Below are 18,237 nucleotides of genomic sequence, written 5' to 3'. Positions count from 1 at the left end.
GGAAGCGGGCGGAAGACCGCTCGGAAGGAGTTGGAAATGCGACATACATGGCGTTGGTTCGGGCCGGTGGACCGGGTGAGCGTCCAGGACGCGGCGCAGGCCGGCGCGCAAGGGATTGTCACCGCGCTGCATCACATCCCGACCGGGGATGTCTGGCCGGTGGGCGAGATCGAGAAGCGCCAGCAGGAGGTTCGCAACGGCGGCCTCGAATGGGAGGTGGTGGAGAGCGTTCCGGTATCCGAAAGCATCAAGACGCAGACGGGGCCCTGGCGCGATCATCTCGCCAACTGGCAGGAGACACTGCGCCGCCTTTCGGCGGCAGGCATCCGGACCGTCTGCTGCAATTTCATGCCGGTGCTCGATTGGACGCGGACCGATCTGCGCTGGACCGCCCGTCACGGCGCCAAGGCCATGCGCTTTGACCGGATCGACTTCGTTGCCTTCGACCTCTATCTGCTACAGCGGCCGGGGGCTGCCGAAGACTACGACGCGGAGACGCGCGAGGCGGCGGAACGGCGCTTTCGCGCGATGACCGAGGAGCGCCGGCTTGGCCTCTCCCGCAACATCGGCGCGGGGCTTCCGGGCTCAGCCGACGGCTACAGCCTGCCTCAGCTTCGCGAGCGCTTGCAGACCTATGCCGGTATCAGCCGCGACAAGCTGCAGCGCCACCTCGTCGAATTCCTTGCCGAAGTGACGCCGGTCGCCGAGCGGGTCGGCATCAATATCTGCGCCCATCCGGACGATCCGCCGTGGCCGCTGCTCGGCCTGCCGCGCATCCTATCGTCGGCGGAGGACTATGGCTTCATGCTCAAGGAGGTCGACAGCCCGGCGAACGGTGTCACTTTTTGCACCGGTTCGCTTGGGGCCCGCGCCGCCAACGACTTGCCGGCGATGGTGCGGCAGTTCGCGCCGCGCATCCATTTCATCCATCTTCGCAATGTTCGCCGGGAGGAGGAGCGGACGCCGTGCTCCTTCTACGAGGCCGAGCATCTGGAAGGCCACACCGACATGGTAGCGGTGATCGCCGAATTGCTCACCGAGGAGAAACGCCGTCGGGCCGCCGGACGGGCGGATCACCAGATCCCGATGCGGCCGGATCACGGCCAGGAGATCCTCGACGACATCACCCGCGGCGCCCAGCCGGGCTACCCGGCGATCGGCCGGCTAAAGGGATTGGCGGAACTGCGCGGCATCGAAAGGGCCCTGTCGCACGCCACCTATGGGCTGTCATGATCAGGGAATGGCGGTCTGGGACGTCGGCTGCCTGGCGAACAGCCGCCTGATACGTACGGCGAGGGCCTCCATGTAGAGGTAGATAACCGGCGTCACGAACAGCGTCAGCGGCTGCGAGACGAGCAGGCCGCCGACGACGGCAACGCCGAGCGGCTGGCGCAATTCGGCGCTGGCGCCGCTGCCGAGCGCGATCGGCAGCGTGCCGATGAGTGCGGCCAACGACGTCATCAGGATGGGCCGGAACCGCATCAGGCACGCCCGGTGGATCGCCTCTTCGGCCGGCAGTCCGTCGCGCTGCAGCGAGAGCGCCACGTCGATCATCATGATCGCGTTCTTCTTGACGATGCCGATCAGCATCAGCAGCCCGATTACGGCGATGATCGACAGGTCGAAGCCGCCGAGGCTGATCGCGACAAGCGCGCCGGAAGCTGCCGATGGCAGACCGGACAGGATGGTCAGCGGGTGGACGAAGCTCTCATAGAGAATGCCGAGCACGATATAGATTGTCAGGATCGCGCCGAGAATCAGCCAGGCTTGGTTGGAGACAGCATCCTGGAAAAGCTGGGCGGTGCCGTAGAAACGGGTCGTGACGTCCGCCGGCATGCCGATCTCGGCCTTGAGACGGCCGATCTCTTCGACGCTGTTGCCGAGGGCGACGTCGGTCGGCAGGTTGTAGGAGATCGTGACGGCCGGCAACTGCCCGAGCTGGTTGACCGTCAGCGGCCCTGGAATCGTGTCGACCCGGGCAAATGCACCGAGCGGCACCAGCCTGTTGTCGCCGGTCGGCACCTGCAGTTCGGCAAGCGACGCTTGAGACCAGCTTCTTGCCGGATCGACTTCCATGATCACCTCGTAGCTATCGCCGGAGGTGTAGATGGTCGAAATCTGTTCCGAGCCGAATCCGCCATAGAGCGTGGAGCGCAGCACGTCCGTCGAGATGCCGAGTGCCGCGGCCTTGTCGCGCTCGATGACGAGGCGTGCCTGCGGGGCATTGTTCTCGAGATCGGTGCTGACATCGGTGAAGAAGGCCCGATCGTCCCGCATCGCCTCCGTCAGCTTGTCCGCCCACTGGTTCATAGCCACCTGGTCGAGACCTTGGACGACGAGCTGATACTGGCTGGCGGAGCTGCGCGCACCGACGGAGAGGTTCTGCACCGGCGTGATGTAAGCCCTGATGCCGGCTATGCTGGCGAGTTCCGGGCGCAATTTTGCAAGCACCTCGGGCAGCGCCGGTCGTTCGGTCTTCGGCTTCAATTCGACGAAGAGCCTGCCGGAGTTCAGCGCCGTGGAGCCTGCCCCGCCCGAGCCGATCGAGCTTGCCACATGCGCGACATAGGGCGAGCGGGAGAAAACGTCTTCGACCTTGGCCTGTAGGGCCGACATGGCGGCGAAGGAAATATCCGCCCGTGCCTGCGTCGTCACCTGAAGCTGGCCGATGTCCTCCTGCGGGAAGAAGCCCTTCGGTGTGGCACTGACCTGATAGACCGTCACGCCGATGCTCGCCAGGAACAGGAGGAGGACTGCAAATTTCGCACGGATGCACAGGGTCAGCAGCCGCTCGTAGCCGCGAAGCAGCGCATCGAATCCGCGCTCGAGCAGCGCGCCGACCCCGTGCCTGTCGTCCGGCTCGACGGACTTTTCGGGGAGGCGCGCCGCCAGCATCGGCGTCAGCGTCAAGGAGACGAAGGCGGAGGCGAGGATCGAAATGGTGACGACGATGGCGAACTCGTTGAAGATCTTGCCGATCACGCCGCCCATCAAGAGGACCGGAATGAAGACCGCGACCAGAGAGAGCGAGATGGCGATAATGGTGAAACCGATCTCCGTTGAGGCGGCGATCGCCGCCTCGAAGGCGTTCTGTCCCGTCTCCTCCATATGCCGGACGACGTTCTCCAGCATGACGATTGCATCGTCGACGACGAGGCCGACCGAGAGCGTCAGCGCCATCAGAGAAATGTTGTCGATCGAGAATCCCAGCGCATACATCACCGCGAATGTGGCGATGATCGAGATCGGCACGGCCAGCGCCGGAATGAGCGTCGCCCACAGGCGGCGCACGAAGATGAAGATCACCAGGATCACCAGCCCGATCGTCAGGCCCAGTGTGAATTCGACGTCGTCGACGGCAGCCCTGACGGAGACGGAGCGGTCGTTGAGCGTCTCCAGAGACGCTTCCGCCGGCAGGGAATGGCGGAACGTCGGCAGCATCGCCTTGACCTTGTCGACGACGGCCACCGTATTGGCATCGGGCTGGCGCTGAATGGCGAGAATGATCGCTCGCGAGCCGTCATGCCAGCTTGCGGTCTGGGTATTGGCGACGGAGTCGATGACCTTGGTAACGTCCCCGAGCCGAACCGCCTTGCCGTCGGCCGTCTTGACGATCAGCTTGGAAAATCCGGCTGCATTCTGCAATTGCGTGTCGGCAACGATCGTCATCTGCCGCCCGGTCGATTGCACCGTCCCGAGCGGCGAATTGTCGTTCGCCGCGGCGATGGCGGCCTGCAGCTCGGCGAGCGAAATGCCGCGCGCGGCAAGCGCGTTTGGGTCGATTTCGATGCGTACCGCGAACTGCTGGCTGCCGAAGATCGAGACTTCCGCCACGCCCCCGAGAGTCGAAAGCGACGGCGAGATCACCTGCTGGGCAAAGGCATCGAGCTTTGTGAGCGGCACCGTATCGCTCTTCAGGGCAAGGAGCAGCACCGGCGCGTCGGCCGGATTGACCTTGCGGAAGCTCGGCGGCGAGGGCATGTCCTGCGGCAGCGTCCGCAGCGTACGGGTAATCGCCGCCTGGACGTCGGCTGCCGCTGCATCGATATCGCGGTCGAGCGCGAACTGGATGGAGATCGAGGTCGCACCGAGGGAATTGTTCGTCGATACGCTGTCGATCCCCGCGATGGCGTTGAATTGCTTGATGAGCGGGGTTGCGACCGAGGTCGCCATCGTCTCGGGCGAGGCGCCCGGCAGCGACGCGGAGACGTTGATGACCGGAAAGTCGGTCCGCGGCAGGGCCGCAACGGGCAGCGCCGCATAGGCGAAGAGACCGGCAAAGACGAGCGCCAGCGACATCAGCAGCGTTGCGACGGGACGGCGGATGCAGAATTCGCAAATCGACATGACCCTTTTCCATGACTTGCCGGCTGGAGCATTTGCAGACAGCTGGGATCACCTGAAGCCGCACAGATGCGGCAAAAACAAACGAATAGAGCGGCGCGAACGTTGGGCGTCCCGCTCTACTGGACGACGCGTGCCTTGTCGCCTGCCTTGAGATGCAACTGACCTTCGGTCACGACCCGGTCGCCGGCGGAGAGCCCCGAGCGGATCGCGGCGTCCTGTCCGTTGTTGGCGGCGACGACGACCGGACGGAGTTCGACAGTGTCGTCGGCGTTCAGCCGGTAGACGAAATCCCCTTTCTGGCCGGCCTGGACGGCGACGGCGGGAATGACGGGCGTCTTCGAAAGCGTCGTCTCCTCGATATCGACGTCGACATACTGGCCCGGCCAGAGCTTCTCTTCGGCATTGTCGAACTTGGCGCGCATCAGCACCGTCCCCGTCGCCGTATCGACGGCGGAATCGATGAAATCCAGGACGCCCGTGCCGATGACCTCGCGGGTGCCGCTGAGCCGCGCCGTGACCCGAGGCGGGGCGCCTGACAGAAGCCGGTTCTTGAAGGCCTGCAGATGGTTCTCGGGCAAATGAAAGGCGACTTCGATCGGATCGATGGCGGTAATCGTGACGAGGCTCGTTCCCGAGGTGCTGTTGCCGACGAGATCGCCGATCGTGACCTCAACCGCACCGAGGCGGCCGCCGATCGGGGCGCGAATGCGCGTCAGGTCGATCGACACCTTGTCCGCTTCCACCGCCGCCTGGTCGGCCGCGACCGTGGCCTTGGCCGATTGCTGTGCCGAGAGCGCGCTGTCATAGGCCTGCTGCGTGCCGGTGTTGTCGTCGCGCAAGGTCCTCGCCCGGTCGAGCTCGATCGCGGCGTCGGCAAGCAGCGCCGTGTCCTTCGCCAAGATCGCTTCATCACGGCTGAGGTCGGCCTGCAGGGCGCGGTCGTCGAGCGAAAACAGGAGGTCGCCCGCCCTGACCGTCTGCCCGTCCTTGACGTGAATGCCGACGATCTGGCTCGATATGCGCGCCTTGACTTCGACGGTCTCCGGCGCCTGCACATTGGCGAAGGTGCTGATGACGACGGGAAAGTCTTGCTGCTCGACTTGCGTAACCTGGACTGCGGTGGCCTGAGAAGAGGCGCCGTGGGCAGCCTTGTCGGTTCTTCCGGCCACACCGTCCGCGTGGGCATCGGCCGCGTCGAACAACGCCAAACCGGGGACCTTCGTAACCAGGGGCGCAATGGCAATGCCGGCAAGCATTGAGCCCAAAGCAATCGCAGCAATGACGATCCGGCTGGACATAGGACGCGCTCCTCGCAAGAGCATCGGGGCCGCCCGGGGCCGCCGATCTTGCCACCAGCATCTAGAAGAAGCGGGGGGCGCGTCCAGTGTTATTTCAATAGGTTACGAAGATTTAATCCGGCCTGCGCAGGGGTCGGCGAGTTCGGAGCCAGCCATGGCTTGGATATTTTGCTCATCGGGCCGATTGGCCTCGATCTCCAGCTTTTGAGCGGCGCGACGCAGGTGCTGCCATTCCTTTTCAAAACGCAGGAACACTTCGGTCGACATAAACCTCGGCTGCATATGATCTCCTCACGCTGCGACTTGAAACACGCAGGCCGCGATTTTGGTTCCCCAGCCATCTTCGGATGCGGCCGATCATTGCTGACGACGCCGGAGGCGCACCTTAGCCGCAGGTCCCGATCAAATAGGTGAACCGCGCAGCTGCTGATCGGTTATACTGCGGGGTCCACCTATCGCCCCTCGAACTGGAGAGGCCGCCGCGCAGCTGGCTGCGAAACGGCGGCCTCAGGCAGTACGCCACAGAACCAATTCCACTCCTGCAGCAGGCACCCGTCAAGGTTTAGCGATTAGTTAATTCGCGCTACAGGTTACATCGGCCAGGGAGGTAAAGATGTCCGTAGGGACCCTGAAATCTCGCCGATGAGGCGGGACGTGCCGTCGTTAGATGGACTGCAAGGTCCAGGACGTGGCCGCGAGAATGAGGCCGATTGTCAGCACAATGCCGATGCCGTATTTCATCATCTTCATGCGGCGCGTGCGTTCGCCGGTCCAGTCGTAGCTCATCATGCGCTCCGAGCGATATTGCGCTTCGACCCGGAAAATTGAACCGAATTTGTTAATAAAACGGAAACCGAGGGTTTTCCTCAGTCGTCTGCCCTTACGATGAAAGCCAAACGTCGAATGCTTACAATCCGTCTGAGCGCAGATAAGTATAAGTTTAATAAAAAGTTCTGAAAGCTGCTGATTGAACAGATCAACAGTCTGCTTACGGCAGCTTCTCGCTACCTCTACCTTCGGAACGGCTCCTTTTGAATAATTTACCATCATTGGAAAAACCTTACGCGGGTTAACGCTTGCTCTCGGCATTCCGTCTATACACTCAGCTCAGATTGCGGGCTTCAGAGTGAATCTCAGATGTGTGGTTTTAGCGGCTATTTTGGCTCGATACGGGATGGAAGGGCGCTTCTCGAAACGATGACGGCCGCGATCGCGCATCGGGGACCGGACGAGCAGGGCATTTTCACCGCTCCCGAAGTCGGTCTCGGCCATGTGCGGCTCTCCATCGTCGGGCTCGGCGACGGCCAGCAGCCGATGTCGGATGCGAGCGGCGAACTGACGATCGCCTTCAACGGTGAAATCTTCAACTATGTGGAATTGAGGGACGAGCTTCGCGCCAGGGGGCGCCGTTTCCGCACCTCGAGCGACACCGAGGTCATCCTGCACCTCTATGAGGAGATGGGCGAGGCGTGCGTCTCGCTGCTCAATGGCGATTTCGCCTTCGCGATCTGGGATGCCCGCCGCCGCCGGATGATGCTGGCGCGCGACCGCATGGGGGTGCGCCCGCTCTTCTACACCGCGCATGCCGGCACATTTTATTTCGCCTCCGAGGTCAAGGCGCTCCTGAAGGTGCCGGGCATCTCGGCGGAGATCGATCCGATCGCGCTCGACCAGATATTCACCCTCTGGGCGCCGATCGCGCCCCGCACGCCTTTTCGCAATATCCTAGAGCTCGAACCGGCCCACCTGATGGTCGTTGAAGAGCGCGGCGTCACGACCAGACCCTATTGGCAGCTTCAATACCCGGACCGGGATCAGCCAGCTGGCTACGTTGACGCAAGGAGTGCCGCCGAGGAACTGCGGTCTATCTTGACCGACGCGATCCGCATCCGCATGCGGGCCGACGTACCCGTCGGCGCCTATCTCTCCGGCGGCCTCGATTCCTCGGTCGTCTCGGCTCTCGCGGCCGGCATGGCACCACAGGGGCTTCGGACCTTCTCCGTTACCTTCGACAGTGCCGAGCATGACGAGAGTGCCTTCCAGCTGGAAATGGCTGCGGCGCTCGGGACCGAGCACCATGCGATCGCCTGCCGCGAGGGCGACATCGCCAGGGTCTTTCCGGAGGTCATCCGCTTCACCGAAAGACCGATCATCCGCACGGCACCGGCGCCGCTCTATCAATTGTCCGGACTGGTGCGGGAGGCGGGCCTCAAGGTCGTGCTCACCGGCGAAGGAGCCGACGAGGTATTTGCCGGCTACGATATCTTCAAGGAAGCCCGGGTGCGTCGTTTCTGCGGCCGCCAGCCAGGCTCGCGCATCCGGCCACATCTCTTCCGCAAACTCTATCCCTATCTGCCGGGCCTCAAGCAGCAGTCGCCGGAATATCTCGCCGCCTTTTTCGGCGCCAGCGACGAGCGGCTCGACGATCCGCTCTTTTCGCATCGACCGCGCTTTAAGGGAACTGCCGCGACGAAACTGTTCTTCTCCGCCGACCTGCGCAGCCAATTGGGGGACTACGACGCCGCTGCCGAGCTTGTCGGCCGGCTGCCGCAGGATTTCGGTCGATGGCACCCGCTGCACCAGGCGCAATATCTCGAAAGCCGCTTCCTGCTGCCCGGCTACATCCTCTCCAGCCAGGGCGACCGCATGGCAATGGCCCGCGGGGTGGAGGGCCGCTTCCCCTTCCTGGACCATCGGCTCGTCGAATTCGCCGCGACGCTGCCGCCGGAGATGAAACTTAAAGGCCTGACGGAAAAGCACATCCTGCGCGAGGCGACGAAGGATCTGCTGCCGCCTGCGATCGGCAGGCGGGTGAAGCAGCCCTACCGCGCGCCCGACAGCCACTCCTTCACCGGCGCCGGCGCACGCGACTATGTTCGCGGCGCCCTCAGCGCGGAAGCGATTAGCGAAGGCGGCCTGTTCAATGCCGCGGCGGTGGCGAAGCTCTACGAAAAGTGCCGCTCGCGCCCGGCCTCGGGCTTCCGCGACAACGCCGCCTTCGTCGGCATCCTGTCGACGCAGCTGTGGCTGCGGACATTCACGGGGACCGGCTTCCGCAAGGCGGAAGCGGCCTGAAACGAAAGCAGTGAAAGGAAACCACATGACGCAGACGATCAAGGAGAAGGTCAGGACCTTCATCATCGATAATTTTCTCTTCGGCGACACCTCCTACGAACTCGGCGATACCGCGTCGCTGATCGAGAACGACGTCGTCGATTCGACCGGCGTCCTGGAGCTCGTCGCCTTCATCGAGGACCAGTTCGGGATCGCGATGACGGACGCCGATATCGTCCCGGCGAACCTCGATTCGCTGGCGCGAATTGCGGCCTTCATCGAGGTGAAAGCAGTGCCGGTCACGGCGTAAGCGGCGGCGGGGCGGGGGCACTACGAAGATGAGGTTCGAGCAATTCCTCACCAGGAACGCCGCGGCGCACGGGGCAAAGACGGCGCTGGTCACCGACCGTAAGCGGTTGAGCTACAGGGAACTGGACGATCTTTCGTCGCGGCTTGCCGCCGCGCTCGCAGCGAGCGGCGTCAACGCCAACGACCGTGTTCTGGTCTTCATGGACAATTGCTGGGAAGCGGCCGTGGCGATCTTCGCGATCCTCAAGGCCGGCGCGACCTTCAGCCCGATCAACGCCTCCACCAAGGCCGACAAGCTCGCCTATATCATTGCCGATTGCGAGGCGGCGGCGATCCTGACGCAGGCGAAGCTGATGCCGGTCGTCACCGAGGCGCGCGCGTTTTCTGCCGCCAGGCCGCTTTTCATCGCCTCGACCGCCGCGCCCGGCGGCAGCACGCCGGAGGGCGCGGCCTCCTTCGAAGAGTGCCTGACGGCCGAGCCCTTGCGCGTGCTTCACGGTGGCATCGACGTCGATCTTGCCATGCTGATCTACACGTCCGGTTCGACCGGCCGTCCCAAGGGCGTGATGATGACGCATCGCAATATCGATGCGGCGTCGGAATCGATCACCACCTATTTGCGCAACACGCCGGACGACATCATCCTGAACGTCCTGCCGCTTGCCTTCGACTATGGCCTCTATCAGCTGCTGATGACGATCCGGCTCGGTGCCACGCTCGTCCTCGAAAAGTCCTTCGCCTTCCCGCAGGCGATCTTCGAGCGAATTCGCGCCGAAGGCGTCACTGGTTTCCCGCTGGTTCCGACGATGGCCGCGATGATCCTGCAGATGCGCGACCTCGAGCCCGGCTTCCTGCCGAGCTTACGCTATATCTCCAATACCGCCGCAGCTTTGCCGCCGGCGCACATCGCCCGCCTGCGCGAGCTTTTCCCGTCGGCGCGGCTCTATTCAATGTACGGCCTGACGGAGTGCAAGCGCTGCACCTATCTGCCGCCGGACGAACTCGATCGCCGGCCGGGTTCGGTCGGAATCGCGATTCCGAACACCGAAGCCTTCGTGGTCGACGACGACGGCAAGCGCGTGCCGCCAGGTGTTCCGGGTGAACTGGTGATCCGCGGGGCCCACGTCATGCAAGGCTACTGGCGCAACGAGGCAGCCACCGAACGCATGCTGCGCCCGGGTCCGAACGCGTGGGAAAAGGTGCTCTATACGGGCGACCTCTTCCGCACCGACGATGACGGCTTCCTCTATTTCGTCGGCCGCAAGGACGACATCATCAAGACGCGCGGCGAGAAGGTGGCGCCGAAGGAGGTCGAGACCGTTTTGCACGCCCATCCGGGAATCGCCGAGGCGGTCGTCATCGGCGTGCCCGACCCGGTGCTCGGGGCTGCGATCGGCGCTCTCGTTGTCCGCTCCGACGCGGCGCTCACCGAGAAAGACATCATCCGCCACTGCGCCCATCATCTCGAGGATTTCATGGTGCCGAAGATCGTCGAATTCCGCACCGAGCTGCCGAAGACGGACACGGGCAAGGTAAGCCGCAGGCTGGCGGCCGAGACATTGGAGGCAGCAGAATGAACATCCGCCCCGATCAGGAGACGTTCGTTTTCTCCGCCGATAGCTTGAAGATCGACGACGCCACGGAGACCGAACGCATCGTCGCGGGCTTGCGCGCGCAATTGCGCGGCATGCGCAAGCGCGGGCTGGTGCTCGGCCTTTCGGGAGGCATCGATTCGAGTGTTTCGGTCGCGCTGGCCGTGCGCGCCGTCGGCGCTAAGAACGTCTTCTGCCTGTTCATGCCGGAAAACGATTCCGATCCGGAGAGCCTCCGGCTCGGCCGGCTGGTGGCGGAAACCTATGGTGTCGAGGCGATCGTCGAGGACATCGGCCCGACGCTTGCGGCGATGGGCTGCTATGCTCGCCGCGACACCTTCATCCGAGCACTCGTGCCGGATTACGGGCCGGGCTGGGCATCGAAGATCGTCATCGCCAATGCGCTCGAGGGCGAGGGCTACAACATCTCCTCGCTGGTGGTGCAGGACCCGGAGGGCAAGCGGACGAAGCTGCGCATGCCGCCCTCCGTCTATCTCGGCATCGTCGCCGCAACCAACATGAAGCAGCGCACCCGCAAGCAGCTAGAATATTACCATGCCGACCGGCTGAACTTCGCCGTGCTCGGCACGCCGAACCGGCTCGAATACGACCAGGGCTTCTTTGTCAAGAACGGCGACGGCGCGGCCGACGTCAAGCCGATCGCCCATCTCTACAAGTCGCAGGTCTATGCGCTTGCCGCTCATCTCGGCGTTCCGGAAGAAATCCGCCGCCGGCCGCCCACCACCGACACCTATTCGCTCGAACAGACGCAGGAAGAATTCTATTTCTCGCTGCCCTACGACCGGATGGATCTCTGCCTCTACGGCCTCAACACCGGCCTCACCGCCGAAGAGGTCGGCCGCGCCGCAAATCTCTCCGCAGCGCAGGTCGAGCGCGTCTGGGCGGACATTGTCGCAAAGCGCAAGGCGACTCGCTTTTTGCATCTCGGACCGCAGCTCGTGCAGCCCGTTGCGGAAATCGGCGAGTGAAGCGGCGCGCGGGGCGCCCTATTCGCCCCGGCAGCCTCTCTGAACGGGCCCTCTGACATTCCCCCGGCGGTTCGCTGCCGATGCGTATTTTTTCAAGTTAGCGCTGCTATTTCAAAGTTTACGTTCTGCAAGGCGATCGACGCGCGATCGCCCGCTCAGCGGCATGTCTGGGATATTTTTCGTCCGGTCTCAACTAATCTCCAGCCCCGGGCAGGCTAGGGGAATTAACCATTTGTTAACCGTGACTCGCCTACATCTGAGGCAACGAAAAATTAACGTAGATGACCAAAGTGCTAACAGACACCCGCTCGATCCGCATCAAGGGCCGCTCGTTCCTGGCACTGGTGCTTTCACCGGAGCCGCCGCTCGATGCCTGGCTCACCCGCCTCGACGATTTGGCCTCGCGCTCCGCCGGGTTCTTCCTGGGGCGGCCGGTCGTTCTCGACGTCGCCGACCTCGAAATCGACCGGGCCGAGCTCAAGAAACTGATCGACGAGCTCGGCAAGCGCAATGTCCGGATCATGGGCATCGAAGGCGGCCGCCCGTCGCTCTTCGAGCCCGGCATGCCGCCGGCGATGAAGGGCGGTCGCCCGGCTCCGGATATCGAGATTCCGGCCGAGTCGAGTACCGAATCGGCTGGTGCGGCGCCGGCCACGGCCGTGGCGCCGAGCGTCCAGGTGGAGCCGCAGGCGGCGCGGGCGATCTCGTCGATCGTCATCCGCGAGCCGGTGCGCTCCGGCCAGTCGGTGATCTTCCCGGAAGGCGACGTGACCGTGGTCGGATCGGTCGCCTCGGGTGCGGAAATCATCGCCGGGGGCTCGGTGCATGTCTACGGGACGCTGAGGGGTCGGGCGCTCGCCGGTTCGGTGGGCAACGCCTCGGCGCGAATCTTCTGCCGCCGGCTCGAAGCCGAGCTGCTGGCAATCGATGGCGTCTACAAGACGGCGGAAGACATGGCACCCAATCTTCGCGGACAGGCGGTTCAGCTCTGGCTGGAAGGCGATTCGATCATGGCAGAGAGACTTAACTGAGCCGATGACCGGCCAGCATACAGGAGCGGGAAGATGGCGAAAGTAATCGTTGTTACATCGGGTAAGGGTGGCGTCGGCAAGACGACATCGACCGCCGCGCTTGGCGCGGCGCTGGCGCAGAGGAACGAAAAGACGGTTGTCGTCGACTTCGACGTCGGCCTGCGCAATCTCGACCTCGTCATGGGCGCGGAGCGGAGGGTCGTCTACGACCTCGTCAACGTCATCCAGGGCGACGCCAAGCTGCCGCAGGCGCTGATCCGCGACAAGCGCCTCGACACGCTCTTCCTGTTGCCAGCCTCGCAGACCCGCGACAAGGACAGCCTGACGCCGGAGGGCGTCGAGAAGGTGATGGCCGAGCTCAAGAAGCATTTCGACTGGATCATCTGCGACAGCCCGGCCGGGATCGAGCGCGGCGCGACGCTTGCCATGCGGCACGCCGACATCGCCGTCATCGTCACCAATCCGGAAGTCTCGTCGGTGCGCGACTCCGATCGCATCATCGGCCTTCTCGATGCCAAGACCGAACGGGCCGAGCGCGGTGAGCGGGTGGAAAAGCACCTGCTGCTGACGCGCTATGACCAGGCCCGCGCCGAGCGCGGCGACATGCTGAAGGTCGACGATGTCCTCGAGATCCTGTCGATCCCGCTGGTCGGCATCGTGCCCGAAAGCACCGACGTCCTTAAGGCATCCAACCTCGGCGCGCCGGTTACGCTGGCTGACAGCCGAAGCGCTCCGGCGCTCGCCTATCTCGACGCCGCTCGCCGGATTGCCGGCGAAACGGTGCCGATGATCATTCCGGGCGAGAAGCGCGGGTTTCTTGGTAAATTGTTCGGACGGAGGGCAGCATGAGCATATTCCGTTTCTTCAGCAAACAGACCTCGGCGCCGACGGCGCGCGAGCGTCTGCAGGTCCTGCTCGCGCATGAACGCGCCTCGGTCGGGCACTCGGATCTCGTGGCGAAACTTCGCGAAGAGATCCTCGCCGTCATCGCCAAGCATGTGCAGCTGGACGGCGACAAGGTCACCGTCAAGATGGACCGCGGCGAAAACGTCTCGACGTTGGAAGTCGACATCGAAATCCCGCTGAACGCGGTGCGCGCGGCCTGAAGCGGAGGCGCGATCTTTACGAACCGTCGAAGGAGCCGCCGATCAGGCGGCTCCAATGCTCTCCGGCAAGGCCATTGACGAAGCCCTGCGCGTGGCGGAAGGCGTCGACGAGTTCCTCGTCGCGGGAATGGACGACGGTCGAGGCCGCGTGGACGAAGCCGATGCGGCGACCCATCATCGCTTCGAGAAGCGCCGGTTGGGTGCGACCGCGCAGCGCCGCGGCGCCCCGGGCGGCGGCATGATCGATCAGGCAGTCGAGGACGGGACCTGCCTGGCCGGGCATGGCGAGCAGCTGCAGGACACGGGCGGTCCCGCCTGGCTTCATATGGTAGAAGAACGCCCCGACCGGAGCGCCGGTGCGCGTCTTGACGGCAGCGAAGTGCGGCGCGCCGAAGTCGGGCTTCTCCGTTGCGTTCCGCAGAATGTGGTTGAACTGGCCTTCGGTCCAGGCGGGCTGCACGGCAAAGTGCCCAATCAACGGTGCGAAAAGTTCGGCAAAGGACCCGGCATCGATGTCGGCGACCTGAAACATCGCCGGAACACTGGCCTCCTTCGGAACCGCCGACCAACGCAGATCGCCGCGAGCCATTTTTCCGCGAAAGCGCTCGTCGAAGGCCCGTGCCAGGGGGCGAAGCGCGCGAACCGGCCCGATCCGGCCGGAGAGAAGCTCGACCGCAAAGCTCGCCGGGCGAAGGACGCGGACCCAGTCGAGGCTGTATTGCGGCAGCACGATGCCGCGCAGCCGCGTCCACATCTGCGTCGAGGTTTCGCTTGCCGTCTCGCTGAAGGAGAGGTCCTGCGGCCCGGCCAGAAAGGCCTTCAAGAGCCGGGCGCCGGCCATCGGGTCGCTCTCGCGGCCCTCGACCATCAGCGCGCCACAGATGGCGGCGCGCAGCTGCCGGTCCTTGTAGCTCATCGGCAGCGCGTTAACGCCGACGAAGCCGGAAATCCGGCCGCCGTCATTGACGTGGACGAGCGGCGCGACCTCTGGATCATACCCGGGCGCTTCCAGGTAAAGGTGGCGAAGATAGTCGACGAGCGCCGGCGGCGCAGCCTGGTCGCTGTGGCGGAAGATCCTTTGGAAGAGCCCGGCAACGGCCGGAATGTCGGCGGTCGTGAGCGGACGAATGTCGCTCATCGCGCCGGTCCCTCCTTCAACCTGCGCACGATGGCGACCCGCGCCTTGCCGTGCGCATCGTGGGCGAAGCTCACGGCTTCATAGGCCTTGGCCCGGGCGATGAGGGCTGCGGCCTGCCGGTCCTGCCCCTCGCCGAACTCGAAGAGGAGCCAGCCGCCCGGTTTCAGGAAGGCGGCGGCCTCGCGGATCAGCCGCTGGTGGATGGAAATGCCGTAAGGCCCGCCGTCGAAGGCCTCGCGCGGCTCGCTCTCGAGGAGGTGGGCGCTATCGCCGGTGAGACGCGACGTCGATATGTAGGGCGGATTGCAGACGATCATGTCGACCCGGCCTTCTAGGCCGGCTCCGTCGAGCGCGGCAAAAAGGTCACCCTGGCGGATCAGCACGCGCTCTTGAAGCGACAGGCGCTCGGCATTGCGGCGCGCGAGTGCGACGGTGCTGTCGGTCAGGTCCGCCCCCCAGACCCGCGCAAGCGGAACGGCAGCGGCGATCCCGAGGGCGAGATTGCCGGAGCCGCAGCACATGTCGATGACCGTCACCGGTTCCGTCGGGCCGGCAAGCCGCGCAACGGCGTTCCGCCCGAGCAACTCCGTCTCCTCCCGAGGCACGAGCACGTCGGGGGCGAGTTCGAGTTCGATGTCCATGAAGCGGACGAGTCGAGGCGAATGGCGGTCCGCCAGCTCGGCGCCGGGAAGATAGTCGCGCTTCAGCACGAACGCTCCTTCGGGATGTTTTTCGGGTCCGCGGAGACTAGCGCATTCGGGTAAACGGAAGCTGAAAATACAATTGATGGGCGTATGTTAACCCCCCAATCATCTCTGTTCTCTAGTCTGCGGCTGGGAACCGGCGGATGGATTGCGGCAAGGGACGGCCTTTGCGACGCTGAATCCAGTGCGCAAGATCGACAGGGCAGGTCGGATGTCTTCGGAAGGCTTAACGGAAGCGCGTGGCTACAAGCCCTTCCTGCCGATGATCCTGTCCTATGTGGCGTCCGGCGGCAGCCTCGTCCTCGGATCCGCGGCGCAACTTGTCACCTTCGCGATCCTCGCCCGCTTTCTTGGCGTCGACGAGTTCAGCGTCTTCGTCGCCATCACCGCCGTCGCCAGCATCGCTGTCCATCTCTGCGGACTGGGCGCGATGGAATCCCTCGTGCGGCGCGTCGCGCGGGATCGCGCGATCTATCCCGAGATGCTCGGCCACAACATTCTGCTCACGGCCGCAAGCGGGCTAGTCCTCGTTCTTGCCGGCGCCGTAACGCTGCCGTTCTTCTTTGCGCTGTCGGCCGATGCGGTCACCAATTTCCTGGTGATTGCGCTGATGCTCGTTACCAACATCGTGCTCGTCCGGATCATCGTTCTCGCAGAACAGATCTTCATTGCCCATTCCGATTTCGCCTCCGCCAACAAGGTGGTGGTCGGCTTTGCCGCGGCGCGCACCGTGGCGGCGGCGCTCGCCTGCCTGGCCTTCGGCGTTTCGACGGTGGCATCCTGGGCCGTCTGGCAATTTGTCTGCCATGTTCTGGTCGCCGTCACCTGTCTCCGGGCGATCAAGGGGCTCGGTAAACCGCGCTACCGTATCGTGCGGGAGGAACTGCCGCAGGGTCTTTATTTCAGCATTCCATTCATCCTGCGTGCCCTGCGGCAGAATGCCGACCTCCTCGTCCTGAGCCTCGTCACCACCGCCGAGATCGTCTCGAGTTATAGCGTCGCACGGCGGATGCTCGAGAGCAGCTTCCTGTCAGTTGAGGCGCTGAACCGTCTCATCTATCCGGGGTCGGCGCGGATGACGACATCGGGACTGCATCACGCCTTGCAGCGGGTGCTGCGCGTCCTTGCCGCCGCATCGGTCATCGGCCTGGCAGCGGCGCTGACGGTCTTCGTGCTGGCTCCGGTCCTGCCTTACCTTTTCGGACACGACTATGTGTCGCTCGTCGGCTTCGTGCGCGGCCTCGCATGGGTCGTCATACCGCTCGCCGTCTGGTCGGTGGCCGTGGAGGCGCTCGGGGCCTCCGGCTACCACGCCGCCCGCGCCGCTGTCATGGGACTTGGAAGCATCGTTGGGGCCGGGATCGCCGCGGCGGCGAGCTGGTACTCCCCGCCTACCGGCACCTTCGTCTCCTTCTATGTCATCGAGATCGCCATGGTCGTTGCTGCATGGAGCGTTTTCCTGCGCCTCGTACGCCGCGACCGGGAGCGGGCAACTCGCGAATTTCAGGCGGGACCAGCGCATGGGAGTTGAGTTGCGGAAGATTGTGCCGCATCCGGCGAGCATCGCCGAACCGCCGTGCCCCGGCACGCGGGCGATGACGCGCACCGATATCCCCACGATCGCGCGATTGTTCAACAGGGTCTTCCGCAACCGTGAGGGCACGGCGGGCGAGGACCTGTGCCGCTACATCGAGACGGTTTTCTTTGGAAGCCCGTTCTATGCCTCCGAACAGGGCAGCATCGTGCACGACAATGGCAGCGGTGACGTCGACAGCGCCATTCTTTCCCTGCCTATGGAATTCGATGCCAATGGTCGCCGGCTGGTGGCACGCCTTCTCTGCGCCTTCATGGTCGATGGCAAAGCCGGCGCGGCCGGCGCGGCGCGGCTTGCCCGCAGCGTGCGCGCGGCTCGCCAGGATCTGTGCTTTTCCGACAGTTCTTCTCCCGTCAGCGCCGATCACTGCGTTGCCGGCGGGGGTGTCATCCTGCCGATCCAGAGCCTCGAATGGCAGCGCTTCTTCCGGCCGCTCGCTGCGGCTGCCGTTCTGGCCGGCCGGCGCATTCCGATTCTCAGGACGCCTCTGGTCGTTGGCGCACTGCGGTTGATCGATGGCGCGATTCGCCGTTGGGGCCCGTCGTCGGTACCTCCGGCGGCGCCGGGATGCCGGGTGCAGACGGCAAATCCCGATGAATTTCTCTGTTGCGCCGCACCGATGCTCGAGCGGTTTTCGGTTCGCCCCGCCTGGTCGAAATCCGAGTTCGATTGGCTCGTCGACGTCGCCTCGATGAACAGGAATCTCGGCGCGTTTCAGTGCCGGAAAGTGCTGCGCGAAGATGGCCGCACGATCGGGGCTTTCCTGTTCTTCGGAAGGTCTAAAAGCATGGCCAGTGTGCTGAACGTGATCTGCGACGAAGGCTGCGAAGCCGATGTCACCGCGGCAATGTTCGGCAGCCTCGACGCGGAAGGCTATGCGGTTGCGACCGGCATGGCGCAGCCGTTCCTAATGAATGCGATTTCGCGCCAGCGGTGGTTGTGCTTCCGCCACCGGGGCTATTTCTGCATGGTCACCCGGCACGCCGACATCAAGGACGCGGCGCTCAGCGGTGACATCTATATCGGCGGCCTCGCGTCGGAAAGCTGGAGCCGTTTGCTGACCGATTTCTGAGGC

Annotated in this window: 16 protein-coding genes; 10 read left to right on the top strand and 6 right to left on the bottom strand. The window is 64.2% G+C overall.

The window, feature by feature from the left end; all coding sequences use genetic code 11:
* Positions 1–36 precede the first annotated feature (36 nt).
* On the top strand, positions 37–1,233 hold the full coding sequence (uxuA, locus tag CO664_RS13635) for a mannonate dehydratase (RefSeq protein ID WP_097539054.1): 1,197 nt from the start codon (positions 37–39) through the stop codon (positions 1,231–1,233).
* On the opposite strand, the gene CO664_RS13630 is transcribed toward uxuA, so the two are convergent.
* The 4 genes from CO664_RS13630 to CO664_RS30955 all read right to left on the bottom strand — a co-directional run bounded on the left by CO664_RS13630 (position 1,234) and on the right by CO664_RS30955 (position 6,695).
* Positions 1,234–4,347 (bottom strand): efflux RND transporter permease subunit, encoded by a 3,114-nt coding sequence (locus CO664_RS13630; protein WP_097539053.1) that lies wholly within the window; start codon positions 4,345–4,347, stop codon positions 1,234–1,236.
* A gap of 116 nt (positions 4,348–4,463) precedes the next feature.
* On the bottom strand, positions 4,464–5,645 hold the full coding sequence (locus CO664_RS13625; RefSeq protein ID WP_097539052.1) for an efflux RND transporter periplasmic adaptor subunit: 1,182 nt from the start codon (positions 5,643–5,645) through the stop codon (positions 4,464–4,466).
* Between the two features lie 102 nt (positions 5,646–5,747).
* Positions 5,748–5,927: a hypothetical protein gene (locus CO664_RS13620; protein ID WP_037419186.1), complete on the bottom strand. Its 180-nt coding sequence runs from the start codon at positions 5,925–5,927 to the stop codon at positions 5,748–5,750.
* Positions 5,928–6,308: 381 nt separating this feature from the next.
* The gene (locus tag CO664_RS30955; protein WP_210201047.1) at positions 6,309–6,695 is read right to left on the bottom strand and encodes a hypothetical protein; all 387 of its coding nucleotides are present in this window, start codon (positions 6,693–6,695) and stop codon (positions 6,309–6,311) included.
* Between the two features lie 87 nt (positions 6,696–6,782).
* Here CO664_RS30955 and asnB point away from each other — a divergent pair, with 87 nt between their 5' ends.
* From asnB to minE, 7 genes are all read left to right on the top strand, one after another.
* On the top strand, positions 6,783–8,720 hold the full coding sequence (gene asnB / locus CO664_RS13610; RefSeq protein ID WP_097539051.1) for an asparagine synthase (glutamine-hydrolyzing): 1,938 nt from the start codon (positions 6,783–6,785) through the stop codon (positions 8,718–8,720).
* Between the two features lie 25 nt (positions 8,721–8,745).
* The gene (locus CO664_RS13605) at positions 8,746–9,009 is read left to right on the top strand and encodes an acyl carrier protein (protein WP_097539050.1); all 264 of its coding nucleotides are present in this window, start codon (positions 8,746–8,748) and stop codon (positions 9,007–9,009) included.
* Positions 9,010–9,037: 28 nt separating this feature from the next.
* Positions 9,038–10,585, top strand: coding sequence for an AMP-binding protein (locus CO664_RS13600; RefSeq protein ID WP_097539049.1), 1,548 nt, complete (start codon positions 9,038–9,040; stop codon positions 10,583–10,585).
* The gene (nadE, locus tag CO664_RS13595) at positions 10,582–11,589 is read left to right on the top strand and encodes an NAD(+) synthase (RefSeq protein WP_097539048.1); all 1,008 of its coding nucleotides are present in this window, start codon (positions 10,582–10,584) and stop codon (positions 11,587–11,589) included. Before CO664_RS13600 ends, nadE begins: the two co-directional genes overlap by 4 nt.
* Before the next feature lie 281 nt (positions 11,590–11,870).
* Positions 11,871–12,620: a septum site-determining protein MinC gene (minC, locus tag CO664_RS13590; RefSeq protein WP_097539047.1), complete on the top strand. Its 750-nt coding sequence runs from the start codon at positions 11,871–11,873 to the stop codon at positions 12,618–12,620.
* 33 nt (positions 12,621–12,653) lie between these two features.
* Positions 12,654–13,469, top strand: coding sequence for a septum site-determining protein MinD (gene minD / locus CO664_RS13585; RefSeq protein WP_037419204.1), 816 nt, complete (start codon positions 12,654–12,656; stop codon positions 13,467–13,469).
* On the top strand, positions 13,466–13,726 hold the full coding sequence (minE, locus tag CO664_RS13580; protein WP_037419207.1) for a cell division topological specificity factor MinE: 261 nt from the start codon (positions 13,466–13,468) through the stop codon (positions 13,724–13,726). The genes minD and minE overlap by 4 nt, the downstream gene beginning before the upstream one ends.
* 16 nt (positions 13,727–13,742) lie before the next feature.
* On the opposite strand, the gene CO664_RS13575 is transcribed toward minE, so the two are convergent.
* Together CO664_RS13575 and CO664_RS13570 are read right to left on the bottom strand one after the other, a co-directional pair.
* Positions 13,743–14,864 (bottom strand): hypothetical protein, encoded by a 1,122-nt coding sequence (locus CO664_RS13575; RefSeq protein WP_097539046.1) that lies wholly within the window; start codon positions 14,862–14,864, stop codon positions 13,743–13,745.
* Positions 14,861–15,505, bottom strand: coding sequence for a class I SAM-dependent methyltransferase (locus tag CO664_RS13570; RefSeq protein WP_234819757.1), 645 nt, complete (start codon positions 15,503–15,505; stop codon positions 14,861–14,863). The genes CO664_RS13575 and CO664_RS13570 overlap by 4 nt, the downstream gene beginning before the upstream one ends.
* 274 nt (positions 15,506–15,779) lie before the next feature.
* Between CO664_RS13570 and CO664_RS13565 the strand changes: the two genes are divergently transcribed.
* Together CO664_RS13565 and CO664_RS13560 are read left to right on the top strand one after the other, a co-directional pair.
* Positions 15,780–17,099, top strand: coding sequence for a lipopolysaccharide biosynthesis protein (locus CO664_RS13565; protein WP_097539206.1), 1,320 nt, complete (start codon positions 15,780–15,782; stop codon positions 17,097–17,099).
* Positions 17,089–18,234 carry a GNAT family N-acetyltransferase gene (locus CO664_RS13560; protein ID WP_097525843.1) on the top strand — a complete coding sequence of 382 codons (1,146 nt, stop codon included), beginning with the start codon at positions 17,089–17,091 and terminating at the stop codon, positions 18,232–18,234. The genes CO664_RS13565 and CO664_RS13560 overlap by 11 nt, the downstream gene beginning before the upstream one ends.
* Positions 18,235–18,237: the final 3 nt, after the last annotated feature.

The organism is Sinorhizobium sp. NG07B (assembly GCF_002532005.1).
In the GTDB taxonomy this organism is placed as follows: Bacteria; Pseudomonadota; Alphaproteobacteria; order Rhizobiales; family Rhizobiaceae; genus Sinorhizobium; species Sinorhizobium fredii_C.
This window is presented reverse-complemented; position numbering and strand designations above follow the sequence as displayed.